Annotated in this window: 24 protein-coding genes and 1 tRNA gene; 10 read left to right on the plus strand and 15 right to left on the minus strand. The window is 67.9% G+C overall.

Annotated elements, in window-relative coordinates:
• Positions 1-193 precede the first annotated feature (193 nt).
• The 3 genes from ACQUS8_RS02680 to ACQUS8_RS02690 all read left to right on the plus strand — a co-directional run bounded on the left by ACQUS8_RS02680 (position 194) and on the right by ACQUS8_RS02690 (position 3,698).
• A complete protein-coding gene (locus ACQUS8_RS02680; protein ID WP_435096522.1) occupies positions 194-1,447 on the plus strand; it encodes an orc1/cdc6 family replication initiation protein in 1,254 nt (417 codons plus the stop codon).
• A 766-nt stretch (positions 1,448-2,213) separates the two neighbouring features.
• Positions 2,214-2,873 carry a glycerophosphodiester phosphodiesterase gene (locus ACQUS8_RS02685; RefSeq protein WP_435096525.1) on the plus strand — a complete coding sequence of 220 codons (660 nt, stop codon included), beginning with the start codon at positions 2,214-2,216 and terminating at the stop codon, positions 2,871-2,873.
• A gap of 168 nt (positions 2,874-3,041) precedes the next feature.
• A complete protein-coding gene (locus ACQUS8_RS02690; protein WP_435096528.1) occupies positions 3,042-3,698 on the plus strand; it encodes a nitroreductase family protein in 657 nt (218 codons plus the stop codon).
• A 108-nt stretch (positions 3,699-3,806) separates the two neighbouring features.
• Here the strand turns inward: ACQUS8_RS02690 and ACQUS8_RS02695 are convergent, their stop codons facing one another.
• The 3 genes from ACQUS8_RS02695 to ACQUS8_RS02705 all read right to left on the minus strand — a co-directional run bounded on the left by ACQUS8_RS02695 (position 3,807) and on the right by ACQUS8_RS02705 (position 5,648).
• Positions 3,807-4,295, minus strand: a complete 489-nt coding sequence (locus ACQUS8_RS02695; protein ID WP_435096531.1) for a hypothetical protein — start codon at positions 4,293-4,295, stop codon at positions 3,807-3,809.
• Between the two features lie 161 nt (positions 4,296-4,456).
• A tRNA-Thr gene (locus ACQUS8_RS02700) sits at positions 4,457-4,529 on the minus strand.
• Between the two features lie 135 nt (positions 4,530-4,664).
• Positions 4,665-5,648 carry a class I SAM-dependent methyltransferase gene (locus tag ACQUS8_RS02705; protein ID WP_435096534.1) on the minus strand — a complete coding sequence of 328 codons (984 nt, stop codon included), beginning with the start codon at positions 5,646-5,648 and terminating at the stop codon, positions 4,665-4,667.
• 92 nt (positions 5,649-5,740) lie between these two features.
• On the opposite strand from ACQUS8_RS02705, the gene dph5 reads away from it, so the two are divergent.
• The 3 genes from dph5 to ACQUS8_RS02720 all read left to right on the plus strand — a co-directional run bounded on the left by dph5 (position 5,741) and on the right by ACQUS8_RS02720 (position 7,857).
• Positions 5,741-6,541 (plus strand): diphthine synthase, encoded by an 801-nt coding sequence (dph5, locus tag ACQUS8_RS02710; protein ID WP_435096537.1) that lies wholly within the window; start codon positions 5,741-5,743, stop codon positions 6,539-6,541.
• Positions 6,542-6,620: 79 nt separating this feature from the next.
• Positions 6,621-7,532, plus strand: a complete 912-nt coding sequence (locus tag ACQUS8_RS02715) for a hypothetical protein (protein WP_435096540.1) — start codon at positions 6,621-6,623, stop codon at positions 7,530-7,532.
• A 49-nt stretch (positions 7,533-7,581) separates the two neighbouring features.
• On the plus strand, positions 7,582-7,857 hold the full coding sequence (locus ACQUS8_RS02720) for a PadR family transcriptional regulator (RefSeq protein ID WP_435096543.1): 276 nt from the start codon (positions 7,582-7,584) through the stop codon (positions 7,855-7,857).
• Positions 7,858-7,986: 129 nt separating this feature from the next.
• Here the strand turns inward: ACQUS8_RS02720 and ACQUS8_RS02725 are convergent, their stop codons facing one another.
• From ACQUS8_RS02725 to ACQUS8_RS02735, 3 genes are all read right to left on the minus strand, one after another.
• On the minus strand, positions 7,987-8,775 hold the full coding sequence (locus ACQUS8_RS02725) for a VOC family protein (protein WP_435096546.1): 789 nt from the start codon (positions 8,773-8,775) through the stop codon (positions 7,987-7,989).
• A gap of 48 nt (positions 8,776-8,823) precedes the next feature.
• Positions 8,824-9,300, minus strand: coding sequence for a TIGR04206 family protein (locus ACQUS8_RS02730; RefSeq protein ID WP_435096549.1), 477 nt, complete (start codon positions 9,298-9,300; stop codon positions 8,824-8,826).
• 66 nt (positions 9,301-9,366) lie between these two features.
• Positions 9,367-10,479, minus strand: a complete 1,113-nt coding sequence (locus tag ACQUS8_RS02735; RefSeq protein WP_435096552.1) for an OBG GTPase family GTP-binding protein — start codon at positions 10,477-10,479, stop codon at positions 9,367-9,369.
• A gap of 113 nt (positions 10,480-10,592) precedes the next feature.
• Here ACQUS8_RS02735 and ACQUS8_RS02740 point away from each other — a divergent pair, with 113 nt between their 5' ends.
• Both ACQUS8_RS02740 and ACQUS8_RS02745 read left to right on the plus strand, forming a co-directional pair.
• Positions 10,593-10,793: a VNG_1110C family protein gene (locus tag ACQUS8_RS02740; RefSeq protein WP_435096555.1), complete on the plus strand. Its 201-nt coding sequence runs from the start codon at positions 10,593-10,595 to the stop codon at positions 10,791-10,793.
• Between the two features lie 79 nt (positions 10,794-10,872).
• Positions 10,873-11,352 (plus strand): 50S ribosomal protein L11, encoded by a 480-nt coding sequence (locus tag ACQUS8_RS02745; RefSeq protein WP_435096558.1) that lies wholly within the window; start codon positions 10,873-10,875, stop codon positions 11,350-11,352.
• Between the two features lie 249 nt (positions 11,353-11,601).
• Here ACQUS8_RS02745 and ACQUS8_RS02750 read toward each other — a convergent pair whose 3' ends face one another.
• The 7 genes from ACQUS8_RS02750 to ACQUS8_RS02780 form a co-directional block, all read right to left on the minus strand.
• Positions 11,602-11,943: a CHY zinc finger protein gene (locus ACQUS8_RS02750; protein ID WP_435096561.1), complete on the minus strand. Its 342-nt coding sequence runs from the start codon at positions 11,941-11,943 to the stop codon at positions 11,602-11,604.
• Positions 11,944-11,946: 3 nt separating this feature from the next.
• Entirely contained in the window at positions 11,947-12,636 is a 690-nt protein-coding gene (gene queC, locus ACQUS8_RS02755; protein ID WP_435096564.1) for a 7-cyano-7-deazaguanine synthase QueC, read from the minus strand.
• The gene (gene folE / locus ACQUS8_RS02760; protein ID WP_435096567.1) at positions 12,633-13,241 is read right to left on the minus strand and encodes a GTP cyclohydrolase I; all 609 of its coding nucleotides are present in this window, start codon (positions 13,239-13,241) and stop codon (positions 12,633-12,635) included. The genes queC and folE overlap by 4 nt, the downstream gene beginning before the upstream one ends.
• Before the next feature lie 4 nt (positions 13,242-13,245).
• Positions 13,246-14,022 (minus strand): 7-carboxy-7-deazaguanine synthase QueE, encoded by a 777-nt coding sequence (locus ACQUS8_RS02765; RefSeq protein ID WP_435096569.1) that lies wholly within the window; start codon positions 14,020-14,022, stop codon positions 13,246-13,248.
• Positions 14,013-14,480: a 6-pyruvoyl trahydropterin synthase family protein gene (locus ACQUS8_RS02770; RefSeq protein ID WP_435096572.1), complete on the minus strand. Its 468-nt coding sequence runs from the start codon at positions 14,478-14,480 to the stop codon at positions 14,013-14,015. The genes ACQUS8_RS02765 and ACQUS8_RS02770 overlap by 10 nt, the downstream gene beginning before the upstream one ends.
• 115 nt (positions 14,481-14,595) lie before the next feature.
• Positions 14,596-14,886: a DUF7521 family protein gene (locus tag ACQUS8_RS02775; protein ID WP_435096575.1), complete on the minus strand. Its 291-nt coding sequence runs from the start codon at positions 14,884-14,886 to the stop codon at positions 14,596-14,598.
• Positions 14,883-15,248, minus strand: a complete 366-nt coding sequence (locus ACQUS8_RS02780) for a helix-turn-helix domain-containing protein (RefSeq protein ID WP_435096578.1) — start codon at positions 15,246-15,248, stop codon at positions 14,883-14,885. Before ACQUS8_RS02780 ends, ACQUS8_RS02775 begins: the two co-directional genes overlap by 4 nt.
• A gap of 129 nt (positions 15,249-15,377) precedes the next feature.
• Here ACQUS8_RS02780 and ACQUS8_RS02785 point away from each other — a divergent pair, with 129 nt between their 5' ends.
• Positions 15,378-16,508 carry a hypothetical protein gene (locus ACQUS8_RS02785; RefSeq protein ID WP_435096581.1) on the plus strand — a complete coding sequence of 377 codons (1,131 nt, stop codon included), beginning with the start codon at positions 15,378-15,380 and terminating at the stop codon, positions 16,506-16,508.
• Positions 16,509-16,570: 62 nt separating this feature from the next.
• Here the strand turns inward: ACQUS8_RS02785 and ACQUS8_RS02790 are convergent, their stop codons facing one another.
• Together ACQUS8_RS02790 and ACQUS8_RS02795 are read right to left on the minus strand one after the other, a co-directional pair.
• A complete protein-coding gene (locus ACQUS8_RS02790; RefSeq protein WP_435096584.1) occupies positions 16,571-17,338 on the minus strand; it encodes a lipoate--protein ligase family protein in 768 nt (255 codons plus the stop codon).
• Positions 17,338-17,607 carry a hypothetical protein gene (locus ACQUS8_RS02795; RefSeq protein ID WP_435096587.1) on the minus strand — a complete coding sequence of 90 codons (270 nt, stop codon included), beginning with the start codon at positions 17,605-17,607 and terminating at the stop codon, positions 17,338-17,340. Before ACQUS8_RS02795 ends, ACQUS8_RS02790 begins: the two co-directional genes overlap by 1 nt.
• Before the next feature lie 102 nt (positions 17,608-17,709).
• Here ACQUS8_RS02795 and ACQUS8_RS02800 point away from each other — a divergent pair, with 102 nt between their 5' ends.
• A complete protein-coding gene (locus ACQUS8_RS02800; protein WP_435096590.1) occupies positions 17,710-17,931 on the plus strand; it encodes a DUF7120 family protein in 222 nt (73 codons plus the stop codon).

The raw sequence follows: 17,931 nt of genomic DNA on the forward strand, positions 1-17,931 counted from the left end.
GAGTGGAGTAGTCGAAGTCACCCACCCCCACACACCACTGCTGCAAGTGTTCTGCCACGCGAGGGAGAGAGTGGCGTCGTGGCGGGGCGATTGTGCGCCGTCGGTCGTGCTCACGCAACAGACGCAACAGGTGCAACAGTCGCAACACTCGCATCGGTGGGTTTTAACCGAACGGGGCGACTACCGAGTCGCCATGACGGTCTTCGAGCGGACGCACGCCATCTTCGCCGACGAGGACGTGCTTCGCGATGACTACCAACCGGAGCGCATCGAGGAGCGCGACGAGGAACTCGAGGAGTACAAGGCGTACTTCCAGCCCGTCATCAACGGCAAACAGCCCCGAAACATCTTCCTCTACGGGAAGACCGGCGTCGGGAAGACGGTCGCCACCAAATACCTCCTCTCGCACCTCGAACGCGACGCGCAACGCTACGACGACCTCGACATCACGACGGTCTACCTCAACTGCGAGCACCTCACCTCCTCCTATCGCGTCGCGGTCAACCTCGTGAACGAACTCCGCGAGGAGGGCGAGCAGATATCGACCACGGGCTACCCGCGCGACGCCGTCTACGACATGCTCTGGGAGGAACTGGAGAACGTCGGGGGCACCATCCTCGTCGTCCTCGACGAAATCGACTACATCGGCGACGACGACAGCCTCCTCTACCAGATTCCCCGAGCACGCTCGAACGAGAACCTCCACGACGCGAAAGTGGGCATCATCGGTATCTCGAACGACTTCAAGTTCCGCGAGCAACTCGACCCGCGCGTCGAGGACACCCTCTGTGAGCGCGAGATTCACTTCCCGCCCTACGACGGCAACGAACTCCGGAACATCCTCGAGAAGCGCTCCGATTTGGCCTTCCAGGACGGCGTACTCTCCGAGGACGTCGTGCCCCTCTGCTCGGCGCTCGCCGCCCAAGACAGAGGGAGTGCTCGGCAGGCCCTCGATTTACTCTTCGAGGCCGGCGACCTCGCACGCCGCCGCGACGACCGACGCGTCACCGAGGACCACGTCCGGGACGCACGCTCGCGCCTCGAGAAGCGCCAAATCGAGGAGTCGATGAAGGACCTGACGAGCCACGACCACCTCACGCTCTACACCATCGCCTACCTCACGGTGTTCGGCGAGGAGATGCCGGTGCGCCGCCAGACCATCTACGACCGCTACGAGGAGGTCGCAGAGGCGACTGGCCACGACCCGCTCGCGATGCGGAGCCTCCACGCCCACCTTTCGGACCTCGTGATGCTCGGCATTCTGAAGCGCCACGAGCGAAACGAGGGCCGGAGCGGCGGCGCCTACTACGAGTACGAACTCGGCGTCGCCGTCGACGCCGTCGTCACGACGCTCGACGGGCTCGCCATCACGCAGAACCTCAAGACCGACCGCCTTCGCGCCGCCGCCGAACGACAGGGGCTTCTCGACCAGACTGACCCGACCTGACGGGACGGCACCGGCCGGGTCGGAGACGTGTTTTCGAGAGCATTGAAAGATAGCAGAGTTGGGTAGCGGACAGGGACGCGTGGGGAGAGGCAATACTAGACACGACCGGATGAACGAACAGATATAGCGTGTGAGCCCAACGAGACACGAGGCGGATTCTCAATAACGAATAACTCTTTGGACATAGGCAATAAACTCTACTACTAGCTCTAGCTAGCACCTAGCTAGAGAAGAGAGAAAGAACGAAGAGTCGTCTGTCTCGATTCTGCCCTGTGGAGTCTGTCCTCGCCGTTAGTCGCTGCTTCGGCGTCGACGTGACCGTCCCGGCAGGTGGTGCTCCGTTCGAACGCCCACCCCATCCCTCGCGACGAAACACTTGCAGCGGTGGTGTCCCCCTCCCCGCGTTCGCCCGGCAGACCGTCACCCGACGTCGCTCCTCGGACGCTCCTCCGGTCAAGTTGTCTCCCCCACACACCTCGTTCGGTGGAACACTTGCAGCAGTGGTGTGTGGGGGATGGGCGTCCCCCCGGGTCGACACGACCGGCCGCCCCTCGCACGGCGAAACACTTGCAGCGGTGGTGTGTCCCCGTCCGATGGTTCCACTCCACAGGCGACCTGAGCACTCCGGAGCGCTCACCAACCCTCAGGACTACAATTAGCAAACTCCAACCCCGTGGCTACCGTAGTCAACGGCCATGACCCCCCCAGTCACGACCACGACGCCGAGCACGCGGCGACCACGCACCCGCGGCCCGGAGCAGCGCCGATGAGGACCATCGCTCACCGGGGGTGTGCCGAACAGTTCCCCGAGAACACCGTTCGGGCGATGGAGAGCGTCGCCGACCACGTCGACATGGTGGAACTCGACGTGCGACGCTGTGCAAGCGGCGAACTCGTCGTCATCCACGACGCCACCGTCGACCGCGTCACCGACCGTACGGGCCACGTCGCCGACCTCACCTACGACGAACTCGCCGCCTGCGACGTCCTCGGCACCGGTGACGGCGTCCCCACGCTCAACGACGTCTGCGAGGCCGTCCCCGCGTCCGTCGGCCTCAACGTCGAACTCAAAGAACCGAGGCTCGCGGCCGACGTCGCCGACACCCTCGCCGACTACCCGAACGACGCCGTCGTCTCCTCCTTCCTCCCCGGCGCGCTCGCCGAACTCCGCGACGCCGCACCCGACGTTCCCCGTGCGCTCCTGTTCGACGACGGCGTCGAGAGGCCCCTCGACGTCGCCGCCGACCTCGACTGTGCGGCCGTCCACCCGAGCGTCCAGCAGTGCGTCTCGACGCCCGTCGTCTCGCAGGCCCACGACCGTGAGTTCGAGGTGAACGCGTGGACCGTCCGAACTGTCGCCGACGCCGAACAGCTCGCCGCGCGCGGCGTCGACGGCGTCATCGCCGACCGGCGCGACCTCTTCTGAGCGACCCGCGTCGTCGCGCACCCGCCACGCTCGCCGTCCGACCCACTCGCCCGCGGGGCCGTCCGTCACCACCGTCGGCGGGTTGACGTATGCTGGCTTGCCTCGCACAAATCGGCGAAACCGTAGACAACCCCGGCGCGAATATAGAGACTCGCCCCTATCGTGGGTATGACCGACCAGACGTTCGCCGACGCCGACGAAGTCGCACACGACGCCGCGTTCCCCGAAACCGTCGAGGCCATCCGGACGCGCCGATCCGGACACAACTTCGACCCCGACGAGGACGTCTCCGAGGAGACGCTGCGCGAACTCGTCCGCGACGCGACGTACGCCCCCTCCGCGTTCAACCTCCAGCCGTGGGAGTTCATCGCCGTCCGCGACGACGAGCGTCTCGATCGCCTCGTCGAACTCGCCTACGGGCAAGAGCACCTCCGGGACGCCGGCACCGGCGTCGTCGTCACTGGCCACACCACCCCCGAGCGGAACGCCGAGCGCGTCTATCGCGAGTGGGCGGAGGCCGGACGCATCACCGAGGAGGACGCGGAGGAGCGCATCGAGCAGGCGATGGAGAGCGAGCCCGACCGCGAGTTCGCCGTCCGGAACGCCAGCCTCGCCACCGAGAACTTCCTCCTCAGCGCGCACGCCCGCGGTCTGAAAGCCACGCCGATGGGCGGCGTCGACTTCGACGGCGTCGCGGAGTTCCTCGACATCCCCGACGACCAGGTGCCCGTCGTCCTCATTGCCGTCGGCCCGAGCGGCGGCGAGGAAGTCGAGCGCCTCCCGCGCCGGGGTGTCGACGAGGTCCTCCACGTCGACGAGTACTGAACGAGCACGTCGCCCTCCGTCGTTCGTCACGAGTTCCCGCGCAAGCCGGCGGACGTCGTCGCGTTTTCTCAGCCGATTGACGCGACGATGTGCTCCTCGACACTCTCCCTACTCGGCGAGGGCGCGCCCCGTGAATCGGGGGCGGCGTTTCGGGGCGACGCGCGTTCCGAGGACGCCGCAGGCCGCGCCGACGAGACCTGTCGGTGCGGCCGCGAACGCCAGCAGCCCGACGTACTGTGTGAGACCACCCGACCCCCCAGTCGTCGCGCCGATCGCCGTCGACAACACGACGACGGCGAGGGCGACCATCGGGTAGAAGCCGACGACGGTCCCGATACCCGCCGTCCACGCCGCCTCGGTAGACTCCTCGGTGACGCGGCCGACAGCGAGCCCCGCCAGCGCAGCGACGGTCGGCCCTGCGAAGAAGACGGCGACGACGCTCTGCAGGAAGACGACGTTCGTGACCGCATCGTCCACGACACCCGCGACGCCGGCCACCCACGAGAGGCCGACGTAGCCCGCGACGCCGAGGCCCAGGCCGAGAACGCAGTACGTCACCACGATGAGCATGGCGTCCCGGACCCACCCGTTGTCCATACCCGTTCATTCGCTCCCTCCCCGATAAAACCGTCCGTCGACGCCTATCGGCCGCCGGTCGACTGTCGACGAGACGGTACCCCCACCACCGTTGCAACTGTTTCGAGGGGTGTCGGGAGAACGGTAGAGCCAGCGCTCTCGGATTTGGACGAAAGTAGAAGAGCCGGTGGAGGGATTTGAACCCTCGACCTATTCCTTACGAAGGAATCGCTCTGCCAGCTGAGCTACACCGGCACGCAGCGGGCCTGTCTCCACGCCGTCAGGCACCGTGTGTGCACTCTATCGTAGCCGGATGGGAGAAATAAGGCTTGCGAATCGGAGTTCGCGTGGCGCGTTCTCGCACGGCCGGTCGGCGACGCCGGGCACGTCTCACCGCCGCGTGAGGCGGACGTCGAGACAGACGTTGTACTCGTGGGGGGCGTAGGAGCGGACGGTGTGGCGCGTCTCGACGTCGACGTCGTACTCGGGTTCGGCGGCGGCGCGGATGGCGGCCTCGCCGGGCGCGTAGCGCTCGTCCTCGTGTTGGATGTCGTAGTAGTGGAGGACGCAGTCGTCGCCGGCGAGGGTGACGGCGGCGTCGAGGAACTCGTTGGCGGTGTGCGGGAGGTTCATCACGAGGCGCTCGGCCCACCCCTCGTACTCGGCGGCGAGCGCCCGAACGTCCCCACAGTGGGCGGTGACGCGCTCGGCGACGCCATTGCGCTCGGCGTTCTCGCGGAGGTAGTCGATTGCCTCCTCGTTGATGTCGGCGGCGACGACGTCCGCGCCGGCCTCCGCCATCGGAATCGCGTAGGGGCCGACGCCGGCGAACATGTCGAAGGCGTGCTCGCCCGCGGCGACCTGCTTGACGACGCGGTGGCGCTCGGTGGCGAGTCGCGGCGAGAAGTACACCTCGGCGATGTCGAGGTGGAACTCACAGCCGTACTCGCGGTGGACGGTCTCGGTGCCGTCTCCCGCGAGGACGTCCCAGTCGCGCACGCGCGTCTCGCCCTTGACCTTGGAGGCGCGGTTGACGACGGTCTTCGCGCGTAGGTCGGACTCCATGACCGCGTCGGCGATTCGCGCGGCGCGGGCGGGGTCGTCCTCGTCGAGGATGACGACGTCGCCGAGGCGCTCGTAGGACGGCTCGAAGCCGAGAACGTCGGCGGGCGTCGTCTGCGTGTCTCGCTCGGGGACGTCGTGCTCGACGACGTCGAGGTCGTCGGGGACGGCGTCGGGGTCGGTGACGGGGATGTAGAGGTCGCCGTCCTCGACGACGATGTCGAGGTCCTCGGCCACGAGGTCGGCCTCGGCGAGGCGCGTGCGGGTCCGCTCGCCCGCTTCGGTCGGGACGCGGACGCAGGGCGCGTTCATGGACGTAGTGGCGGCCTGCTCGGCCTTACCGCTGGCGTTCGCCGTCGGCGGGCAGCGAAACCGGTATCCGCGCCGCCTCCCGAGTAGCGCGCATGCTCACCTTCGTCGGCCTCGGCCTCTACGACGAACGCTCGATTACCGTCGAGGGACGGGACGCCATCGCGGACGCCGACCGGGCGTTCGCGGAGTTCTACACGAGCCACCTCGTCGGCGCGGACGTCGCGGACCTCGAGGACTACCACGACACCACTATCGAGATGCGCGACCGCGCGGGCGTCGAACAGCACCCCGACCCGATTCTGGACGCCGCCGCGGACGGCGATGCCGTCTTCCTCACCGCGGGCGACACGATGATTTCGACGACGCACGTCGACCTGCGCCTCCGGGCGCACGAACGCGGCATCGAGACACGCGTCATTCACGCGCCGACGGCGGAGTCCGCGGCGTCCTCGCTCACCGGGCTGCAGAACTACCGTTTCGGGAAGGCGACGACGCTCCCCTTCGAGTGGGCGCACGGCGCGGACGTCGTGCCCGACTCCGTCACCGAGACTATCGAGGCCAACCGCGAGCGTGGCCTCCACACGCTCTGCTACCTCGACATCAAAGTCGGGCGCGGCCCCGAGGGCGAGGACCCCGATTTCGAGGAGTACATGAGCGCGGACTACGCCGCGGGCCTGCTCGCGGAGGCGTGGGACCCGGACGCCCTCGGCGTCGTCGTCGCGCGCGCCGGCAGTCCCGACCCCGTCGTCCACGCCGACCGACTCGGTGCGCTCGCCGACGAGGAGTTCGGCGACCCGCTCCACATGCTCCTCGTGCCCGGCGACCTCCACCACGTCGAGGCGGACGCCCTGCGCGGCCTCGCCGACGCGCCCGACGACCTCCTGCCACGCTGAGGCGCCGGCGAGCGGCATCCGCCTCGACACCGCGCGTGACACCCGCGTTTTAGGTGTCACCCTATTGTTTATTTCACTTATGTGGTCGTTCGCAAAATCCGAGGCGCCCGGCGACTGGCAACTACACGAGACGCCGACGAACGAGAACCTCCGTGCCGTCACGCACACCGCGAACGGCGCGGCCGCCGTCGGCGACAGCGGCATCGTCCTCGGCCGCAGCGCGAACGCGAAATGGGGCCACGTCGTCGAGCACGGCCCCAGCGCCGACGACAGCAACCTCTACGACGTTGCCGTCACCGGCGACGGGCGACGCCTCTGGTTCTGCGGTGACGACGGCGCGCTCGGCTACTACGACCTGCCGTCCGGGGAACGCCACGACGCCTCGGAGCCGTTCGGCCTCACCGAGAGCTTCCGCGCCATCACCGCCCTCGGCAAGCGCGGGTCCGAGAAACTCCTCGTCGGGTCCTCTGCCGGTACCGTCGTCTCCGCGACGGCCGAAGGAACGACAGTGCGGCTCGCCGCGCGCCTCCACCCCGCGAACGCCTCCTCGGTCACCGCCGCGCTCTCCCGCGAGAGCGGCGTCGGCTACATCCTCACCGGGTCGGGCGGCCTCCACCGTACCACCGCCCATCAGGGCTGGAAGCAGGTCGGCGTCCCCGACGCCTCGACGGACAGTTGGCACGCCGCCGCGCGCTTCGCGGACGGTCTCTTCGTCGCCGGCGGCAGCGGCTTCGCCGCCCACTACGACCCGACGGACGGAACGTGGACGCCCTACGACCTCGGGAGCCACACCATCTACGGCGTCTCCGGCGATGCGAACGGCGCCATCGCCGTCGGCGGGAGCGGGACCGTCCACCAGCGCACCGACAAGGACTGGGTGAAAGCCGCCACGCCGACCGGCACCCGCCTCCTCGACGCCACCGTTACGCCCGCGCCCGTCGTCGTCGGGAAGGACGGCGTCGTCCTCGAACTCGCGGGCGGCGTCTGGTAGCTTCCCAATCGCAACAAGTTGATTACCACGCACCGCTATCGAGTATTCGATGCGGACGCTCCACGCCCTGCAACGCGAGATGCTCGTGCTCGTCGCCGACTACGGCGACCCGTGCGGGCAGGACATCAAACGGGAACTGGAGGAGTATCACGACGCCACGATTCGCAGCGAGCAACTCTACCACCACCTCGACTCGCTCTGCGAGCGCGGCTTCGTCGAGAAACACCACGCCGACGGTCGGACGAACGCCTACGTCATTACCGACGCCGGCCGCGAATGGCTCGACCGCCAGACACGCTGGGTTCGCTCACACATCGAGAACTAGCGACGCCGGACGCGCGTCCCACTCCGTAAGCGACTGCTCGATGCGGAAATCGGGACGGCTGGGTCTGACTACGGCGGCAGTTCGCGCCGTCGTGCGACGCCACCGACCAGCCGTGTCTGCGAAAACCGTTTACTCCCCGACGCGCTCCTCGACGTCCGCGGTGACGAGTTCGATTTCGTGGCCGTCCTGGTCCTTCGTGAACGCGTAGTTGTAGTCGCAGGACTCGGGGTCGCGGTAGTCCTCGGACTCCCGCTCCATCAGCGTCTCCCAGTCCTCCTCGAGGTCGCCGACGCGCGCGGCGAGGTGGCCCCACGCGTCGCCGAGGTCGTACTCGCGGCCGTCGTAGTTGTAGGTGAGCTCGACGGTCATCGCGTTCTGATGGTCGCCCTGCGGTGCCATGAAGTAGTTCGCGAAGGTGTCGGACTCCCAGCGGCCCGCGGGCTCGTACTCGAACTTGCGCGCCCAGTAGCCAATGGCCTCGTCGGCGTCCTCGACGCGGATCATCGTGTGATCGAGGCTCCACTTCGCGCCGTAATCGCGCTCGACGATTTCGACCTCGTGGCCGTCCGGGTCCTTCACGAAGGCGTAGGAGCCGCCACAGGACTCGGGGTCACGGTAGTCCTCGACGCCCTCGTCCATCAGCTCCTCGTAGGCATCGTAGACGTCCTCGACGCGCACCGCGATGTGGCCCCACGCGTCGCCCATCTCGTACTCCGAGCGACCGTGGTTGTAGGTGAGTTCGAGGAGCGCGCCGTCCTCGCTCATGTCCTCGGGGCCGAGCTTGACGTTCGTGAACGTGTCGGCCTCCCAGCGGCTGTATTCGACGTAGTCGAGGTGGGTCTGGTACCAGTCCATCGCCTCCTCGAGGTCGCCGACGCGAATCATCACGTGGTCGAGTACGTGGTCACTCTCGCTCATGGACGAGTGGTGGACCGCGCGCGCGTTAAGCGTACCGGAGGCGGCCGATTACGGGGGAGGCCGGACGAAGACGAGACGCCTGAGCGCGTCGGGATACGCGAGGAGCGCGACGCTCCACAACAGTAGCGTGCCGAGCGGGAGGACGACGAGACGGCCGTTGTGGACGGCGAGCCCGGCGGCGTGCAGGCCAGCGCTCGCGCCCGCCATCGCGAGCAGGCCGGCAGTCACGCGCCGGTCCTCCCGTCCGAGGAGGCCGAGCGCCGCGCTCGCGAGCGCGCACGCGAAGAGGAACGCCGCCGTCGGCCACGCCTGCAACCAGTAGGCATCAAGGACGGCCTGCGAGACGTACGTCGGGAGCGTCGTGATGTGCGCGCCGAGCGGGCCGGCGACGTCGCCGATGCCGTACGCGAAGTAGGCCCCATAGTCGGCGCGCCCCGCATCTGTCCAGCGGATGACCGTCCACGGGACGAGGCCGACGGCACAGAGAACGAGGAGGCGACGGACGGCGGCGCGGCGCACGGACATGTCCGGTGACTCGGCGCCGGCGTGTGAGGGTCTTTCGATCCGGGACGAAGAGGGAGCGTGGAGGGGTCAGCGCCGGACGATGAGGCGGAGTTCGTCCTCGTCCTCGAGGACGTGGTCGCGCCCGACCTGCTGGTCGTCGTGCTTCGCGGACGGCCCGGAGACGCGCGCGAACCGGAACCGGTCGTCCATGTCGCCGCCGAGCTTGTCGAGGGCGTCGTCGACCGTCTCGCCGCGCCGGAGGACGAGCGGCTCCTCGTAGTCGACGCCGCGGCCCGGCTTGTCCATGTAGACCCGGATGAGGTCGAGCTCGTTCCAGAGGCGGTCCTTCAGGGCGTCGAGGCCCCTCTCCTTGTGCGCGCTAATGAAGACGGCCGAGTCGGGGTCGATGTCGCGCTCGCGGAGCTGGCTCTTCACGGTCTCCGCGTACGACGGCTCGATGAGGTCGACCTTGTTCACGACGGTCAGCGACGGGAGGTAGACCCGGTTGTCCATCACGCCGTCGACGAGTTCGTCGACGTCCGGGTTCCCGCGGATGGTGACGTCCGCGTTCACGTAGCCCTGCGAGCGCAGGACCTCTCGAACTGTGTCGTGGTCGAGTTCGAGGTCGCCGGAGGTGTTCACGTCGATGCCGCCCTTGATCTTCTTCGAGATGCGGACGTGCGGGGGCTCCGTGTCGAGGCGGATCTTGTTGTCGTAGAGTTCGTTGTAGAGTCGGTCGTACTGATCGATTTCGAACGCGGAGAGCACGAAGACCACGAGGTCGGCCGAGCGGATGACGGAGAGCACCTCGCGCCCGCCGCCGCGGCCGCCTGCCGCACCCTCGATGAGGCCGGGGACGTCGAGAATCTGGATGTCCGCGCCCCGATACTTCAACATGCCGGGGTTGACGTCGAGCGTGGTGAACTCGTAGGCGCCGACCTCGCTCTCGGCGTTCGTCAGCGCGTTCACGAGCGTGGATTTCCCCACCGAGGGGAAGCCGACGAGCGCGACGGTGGCGTCGCCCTGCTGTTTGACACTGTAGCCGCCCCCACCGCCGGAGCCGGACTGCTGCTGTTCGAGTTTCTCCTTCTTCTCGGAGAGCTTTGCCTTCAACCGGCCGATGTGTGCCTCGGTGGATTTGTTGTACGGAGTGTTCGCAATCTCCTCTTCGAGTTCCTCGATCTCCTCCTCCAGTCCCATTACCCTGAACTGGGCCGTCTCGCCGGAAAGCACTTTCGTCCGGTGTGTCCCCGCGGAACAAACACGTCACGGGTTTCGACACGTTCATAGACCCCCTCCCGAGAGTACGGGACATGGCGGACCCGTCGACGTACCGCGACAGCACGGAAATCGTTCTGCCAGCCGGTGCGCTCGACGGCGTCGAAGACGAACTTACCGAGCGCTTCACTGTCTCGGTCTTCGAGCGCGGCGACACCGTCCGCGTCATCGGGAGCCCGGTCGAAATACAGGACGCCAGCTCCTTCCTCGCCCGACAGGGCATCACACTCCCCTGATTCCACCCCTCCGAGTCGAGCCGCGTTCGAATGAGCGCGATTCGAACCGTTTAAATCCGCCGCGAAACTTCGTTCACGCATGGCTGATACCATCGAAGTGCTCGTGCCCGGCGGGCAGGCCAACCCCGGCCCGCCCCTCGGCCCCGAGCTCGGTCCCACGCCCGTGGACGTGCAGGCGGTCGTCAACGAGATCAACGACCAGACTGAGGCCTTCGACGGCACCGAAGTCCCCGTCACCATCGAGTACGAGGAGGACGGTTCCTTCTCCATCGAAGTCGGTGTTCCGCCGACGGCGGAGCTCATCAAGGACGAGGCCGGCTTCGAGACCGGTTCCGGTGAGCCCCAGGAGGACTTCGTCGCGGACCTCGACATCGAACAGCTGAAGTCCATCGCCGAGCAGAAGAAGCCCGACCTGCTCGCGTACGACACGAAGAACGCTGCGAAGGAAGTCGCGGGCACCTGCGTCTCGCTCGGTGTCACCATCGAGGGCGAGGACGCACGCGGCTTCAAGGAGAAGGTCGACGCCGGCGAGTTCGACGACGTCCTTGCTGAGGCGTAAGCCGACGCAAGTGCGAGCGGAACCCGTTGGTTCCACCCACGTTCTCGCGGAAGCGTAAGCGACCGTACTCGGCGAGACGCTCCGTCTCGCACACGTTCTCTCCGCACCCTTCCACGGGTGTGCATTTTCCTCCACTCGGTGAGCGACTGCGCCGGACCGGCCGCTCACACCCCACCATTGCAAGTGTTTTTCGCGCTATGCAGGGCTCAGTAGCGGGTTTCGATGGAGGAGCCGGGCGCGGTCGTCGCGTCACTCGCGCGGGACGAAGTAGCGTCCCCAGTGGCGCTTGCAACCCGGGTTGAAGGCGCGGCCGCACACGGGGCAGGCGTCGTCGCAGTCGGCGTACTCGCGTACGGTGAGCGTCGCACCGCACGCCCCACAGAGGACGGCAGGGTCGTCGAACGCGTCGCGGGGAATCACGCGCCAGTCGTGGTCGGTGAGGGTGTCGTGGCAGGCGTGACAGGGGTAATAGGTGTCACAGCACGCCGCACGGATGGCGACGACGTCTCGGTCGGTGTCGTAGTGCACGCAGCGCGTCTCCGCGTCGACGTCGACGCCGCGAACGGTCGTGCCGGCGACGTCACGTTCCATCGCTCAGTAGTCGGGGCGCTCGGCGTACTCGATGGGGTCGCGGGCGCCCGCGTTCCGGAACGCCTCGAGGCGGAAGGCGCAGGCGTCGCACGTCCCGCACGCCGGCGCCTCGTCGCGGTAGCAACTCCACGTGAGCTCGTAGGGGACGTCGAGTTCGAGGCCCTTCTCGGCGATGTCGGTCTTGGACCACTCGGTGAACGGCGCCTCGATGCTGATGTGGGTGTCGTCCTTGGTGCCGACGTCGGCGACCCGCTGGAAGGCCTCGAAGAACTCGGGTCGGCAGTCCGGGTAGCCCGAGAAGTCCTCGGAGTGCGCGCCGATGAAGATCGCCTCGCAGTCCTGGGCTTCGGCGTAGGAGACGGCCATCGCGAGGAGGTTCGCGTTCCGGAACGGGACGTAGGTGTCGGGCACCTCTTCGCTCTCCATGTCGGCGTCCCCGACGTCGATGTCGTCGTCCGTGAGCGCGGAGCCACCGATTGTCGCGAGATGGTCCGGATTGAGGTGGAGGAAGTCCGTGGCGTCGTAATACTCGGCCTGCGCCTTCGCGCACTCGTACTCCTTGTCCTCGGTGCGCTGGCCGTAGGAAGTGTGGAGGAGGCAGACGTCGTAGCCCCGGTCCTTCGCGACGGCGATGGCGGTCGCGGAGTCCATCCCGCCTGAGGCGAGGACGACGGCCCGTTTCTGCTCGCTCATCGCCGGCCCTCCGCCGCGATGGCGTCGCGGAAGCGCTGGCGTTCGTCGTCGTCGAACTCGCCGACGCTCGCGCGCGACGTCGTGGTCGTGTGGGCTTCGACGCCGCGCATCGCCTCACACATGTGAGTGGCGGAGAGCTCGACGAGGACGGCGTCCGCGCCGATTTCCTCCGCGAGGCCCTCCGAGATGTCGCGCGTGAGCTGCTCCTGAATCGTGAGCCGCCTCGAGGCCCACTTGACGTAGCGGACGAGTTTCGAGAGGCCGACCACCTGCCCGTCCGGCCGGTAGGCGACGTGGGCCTCGCCGTGGAACGGGAGGAGGTGGTGCTCGCAGAGCGAGTAGAAGGGAATCCCGGTCTTGACGACGAGGTCCTCGCCCTCGGCGTCGAACGTCCGCATCGTCGGCTTCTCCGCCTCGCGGTAGCCCTGCGTGAGTTCCTTGTAGGCGTCGGGTACGCGGCGCTCCCACGTGTCCACGAGGCCGTCGCGTTCGGGGTCCTCGCCGACCGCGTCGAGGATGAGGCGGGTGGCGTGGCTGAGCTGCTCGTGGTCGACTGGCTGATCGTCGCGCGTCTCGGTGTCGGTGGTTTGTGTTCCGTCGGTCATCGTCTCAGGTACCGGGGGCGTCGTTCCAGAGGTCGACGTGGAGGCGCGGCGTGTAGCGGTAGCCGTACTCCATCGCGAGTTCGGCGACTGTCTCCCGGGTTTCGTCTAGTTGGTCACGTGTTTGTCCTTCGGGCATGAGAAGGACGTCGATATCGTCGCCGGCCGACCCGGCCGCCGCCCGAACGTCGCTGAGGAGGGCCTCGACGTCCTGCACGTCGGCTTCGTCGGTGACGACGAACTTGAACTGGCAGTCGTAGGCTTCGACGAGGTCGGCGAGCGTCCCGGTGTCGACCCGACGCTCCTCGTGACGCTCCGTCCAGACGCCGGGATCGACGTCCTCGGGGGCGTTCGCCTCGGTGGGCGTGCTGGAGGCGAGTTTGGGGCTGACGCTCAGCAGGTCCACGGGGGCGTCCCGATAGATGGTGCCGTTCGTCTCGACGGTGAGGTGGTAGCCCCGGTCGGCGAGGCGCTCGAGCAGTTCGACGGACTGTTCGTGGACGAACGGCTCGCCGCCGGTGAGGACGACGTGGTCGCCCGGCTTCTCCTCGACGGCGGCGACGACGTCGTCGAGACTCATCCAGTCGCCCGTCGGCTCCCACGACGTGTGGTAGGAGTCGCAGAACCAACACCGGAGGTTACAGCCCGACGTCCGCACGAACGTCGAGGGGACGCCCGCGAGCGTGCCCTCGCCCTGAAGCGAGTGGAACAGCTCGTTGATGGGGAGGCTGTCTGCGGGCGCGTCGGCGGGCGACGCCTCGCCCGCTTCGTCGCTCACCGGCACGGCGTCCCGCCCCCGGCGGCGGTGAGCTCGCTCGTCTCGCGCACCGAGACGGCGATCTCGCTGACGGTCTTGGGGAGCGTCTCGGCGAGTTCGGCTTCGAGCGTCGCGGCCATCACTTCGGCCGTTGGCGGGCGTTCGAGGACGACGAGCGAGTCGGCGTCGCCACTCGCCTCGAACGCCTCGACGAGCGGGTCGCCGTCCTCGACGAGGAAGCGGTGGTCCCACGCGTCGATGACGTCCGTCACCTCGCCCTTGTCCGCGACCCACCCTTCCTCGGTGAGTTCGCCGTGGAGGGTCACGGTGATCTCGTAGTTGTGGCCGTGCGGGCGTGCGCACTTGCCGTCGTGGTGGAGGAGGCGGTGGCCGGCGCTGATGCGGATGGGCCGCTCGGCACCGACGCGGAGGGTTCGTTCGCCCTCGAACGCCCCGCCATGGTCGTCAGTCCGCACTTCGTTCATAGTCCAGGATTCTCTGGGTATTACTTGAATCTGCGGATACGGTACGTGTTCCGTGACGGCGTGACACGAAACCAGGCGAGGACGAAGGGGCAGTCGCGCTCCGTACAGGCCCGCGCTAGTCCTCCACGTAGAGCGAGTAGAGGATGACGGCGAAGCCGATAGCGGTAAAGGAGCCTTCGGCGACGAGCGCGAGCATCGTGCCGACGTGGAGGAGGGTGTCGACGATGCCGGCGACGAGGGCGCCGACGGTGACGACGCCGAAACCAACTGCGAGCAGGCGGATGGAGCGCGCGCCGGTGCGGACGGACGCCTCGTAGGCGAAATAGGTGATGGCACCCCCGAGCAGGAGCGTCACCGTCTTCAGCAGCGTGACGAGCGTCGTGAGGCCGAGTCCTGTCGGCGTCATGTCTCGCGTTGCACCTCCGACCAGATGTCCGCGAGGCGCTCGGACGGGCCGCGCGCCGGCCGTTCGAGGTCCACGACGAGGTCGCGGTCGTCGTCGAAGGAGAGCTCGATGGCGTCGAACGCCGCCCGGTAGCGCGAGCGGTGCCGTCCGTCCGGGCGGATTTCGGTCTCCTCCGCGACGAGCGTCGCCTCGGTCAGTTGCTCGAGTTTCCGGTAGGTAGTCGAGAGCGGTACGTCACACGTCTCCGAGAGTTCGTTCGCCGTCATTGGTTCGTCGAGGGCACGTAGGAACGCCCGACAGTCCGCGTCGTCGAGTGCGTCGAGGACGCGCGTCAGGTCGGGGTCGTCGTCTGATGCGCTCATTCTGGCCCCGTATGGGCTACCCGTTGCTTGGCGCCCGCCACTTAGATATCGACCGGTTCGTCCTGTCGGCGGCCCGTCAGGGGTGCGCTCAACCTTTTTTACAGCCATTCGTCGTAGGATACGAGCGCCATGTCCAGCGACCCTCGCGGACGACCGACGACGCGGAGCGGGGCGGACGGGCCGAGCGAGACGTCCGGACGCGCCGGGCGCCGCGCCCCGTCCCCGTCGGCCGGCCGCGACCACCACGGCAGTCACCGACACGGTCACGACCGGCGGGGCGGCCGGGGCGTCGACCTGCTCGCCGCCCTCGCGGAGGACTGGAAGGTTCCCGACGAACTCCCCCGGGAGGCGACCATCGACGAGGTCGTCACCGAGGACGCCACGAAGGAAATCGAGACCGCCCTCCACGCGACCGAGACGGTCGAACGCCGCCAGTACGCCGAGAGCGAGTATCAGGCCGCGTGCCGCGACCGCGTCGCGTTCGCGGAGCGCCACGAGTACGCGCCACACAACTACACCGAGAAGACCGTCGCGTTCGTCGAACACGACGTCGCCTCGAAGCCCTGCCCGGACTGCAACGGCGGTCAGACCGTCACCTGTCCGGAGTGTCACGACGGCCGGGTGAACTGCCCGCAGTGTGGCGGCGACGGCATCCGCGACTGCGACTGCGCCGACGGCACCGTCGCCTGCGGGGCGTGCGACGGCCACGGCGAAGTCCACGCGAACAGCGGCCCCGCGGACTGTGCGAACTGCGGCGGCGACGGCACGTTCCGCTGCCCGACCTGCGACGGCCAGTCGCGCTTCCAGTGTCCGGACTGTGCGGGCGACGGCCGCCAGCAGTGTCCGGTCTGCGAGGGGAGTGCCGAAGTCGAGTGTGACACCTGCGAGGCCGAAGGCCACGTCTACGAGGCCAAAGCCGGCAGTGTCGACTACACCATCGAGGAGGACGTCACCGCGGCCGCGGACACTCTCCCGATCGAGCGCGTCGAGCGCGCGGCCGGCCGACGGAGCGACGAGACGACGCACACCTTCGACCCGCCCATCGAGGGCGGCCGCGGCGTCATCCGTCGCACCGTCGAGACGTTCACCATCCCCGGGACGAAGGTGGACTACACCTTCGAAGGGACGTCCTACGACCTCTACGAGATCGACGGCGAACGGGTCGTCCCCGACCACCCACAGTCCGTCTACCGGGAGTACGCGCCGTTCGTCGCCGTCGGCGTCACCGTCATGCTGTTCGCGTGGGTACTCTTCGCGTAGTTCGGTCCCGCGACACGCCGCTCATTCTTCGCGGTCGTCGCACCCGCGCGGTCGTGGGCTGACTACAGTTTCTCGTTCCAGTCGGGCGTCGAGAACTTCGCGTCCGCGAGTTCGAGCGCGGCCTCGCGCTCGTCGGCGGTCAACTCGCCCCGCTCGCCGCCGAAGCGCTCGGCGTACGCCTCGACGATGGCGTCGATGACGGCGTCGCGCGACTCGGTGAGGTAGTCGGTCATGACGGCGACGCGCGTCTCCGCGGACTGCACGGCCTTGTCGGAGACCTTCTCCTCGCCGATGCGGAGCACGCGGAGCATCTCGCGCGTGTCGAGGTCGTAGCTCATCGTCGTGTGGTGGAGCACCGTCCCGCCGGAGCGCAACTGAGCCGACCCCCCGATTTTGCCGTCGTCGTGCTCGACGTCGTTCAGCGGTTCGTGCCGGACGTCGAGCCCTAACTCCTGTAGGGCCTCGATGGCGGGTGCGTCGAGGTCCGCGTAGCTCTCCTCGATGTCCTCGGGCACCCACTCCTCGGGCAGGTAGAGTGAGTAGGTGACGACGTCGCCGGGCGCGACGTACATCGACCCGCCGCCGGTCAGCCGCCGCACCGGGACGACGCCGTGCTCGCGGGCGTACTCGACTTCGACCTCGTCGCTGAACGACTGGAAGCGGCCGAACGGCACCGCGGGCGTCTCGCGGCGCCACACCCGCAGGGTCGGCGGCGCCTCGCCGGCGTTCAGGCGGTTGGTCAACACCTCGTCGAGCGCGTGGTGGACGGGTTCGGAGAACGCCACCGGGTCGACGACGCGCAGGCCGTCGTGCGCCGATTCCTCCACCATCAGGCCATCGCCTCCCGGACTGCGGTGGCGACGTCGTCGGCGTCGAAGCCGACGAGGGTGGCCTCGACGGCGTCGACGGCCTGTGCGAACTCCTCGTGGGGTGCGTCCCGCGGCAGGCCCTCGACGGCGCGTTCGAGCGCCGCCAGCGCCTCGGGCGGTTCGAGGAAGAAGTCCCCGCGTATCTCCACCGATTGGACGTGTGCCTCGTAGGTCACCGACGCCCGGACGAGCTTCCCGTTCGGGACTTTCACCGACGACTCCCCGTGCATACGCGTGCGGTACGCCACCACGAGGTAAAGAGCGCTCGGGTGGCCTGCGCGCGTGTCGCGGCCGCAGTCTTGAAATGTCTCGCCCTGAAATCTCCCATCGATATGCCGACCGCCGAAGTCGACCTCCCGAGCGATATCGAAGTCGAGATCGACCGCCTCGTCGACGAGGGCGAGTTCCTCAACCGGAAGGAAGCGGTCGAAGAACTGCTCTCCACGGGGCTGAACGTCTACGACGTCAGCACCGAGGGCGAAGAAGAGGAGCGGTTCGGCGAGGAGATGCGCGAGACGAGCGAGCGCTCGCTCGGCGACGACTACGAGTTCTGA

This window comes from Halarchaeum sp. P4 (assembly GCF_051195175.1).
Taxonomy (GTDB): domain Archaea; phylum Halobacteriota; class Halobacteria; order Halobacteriales; family Halobacteriaceae; genus Halarchaeum.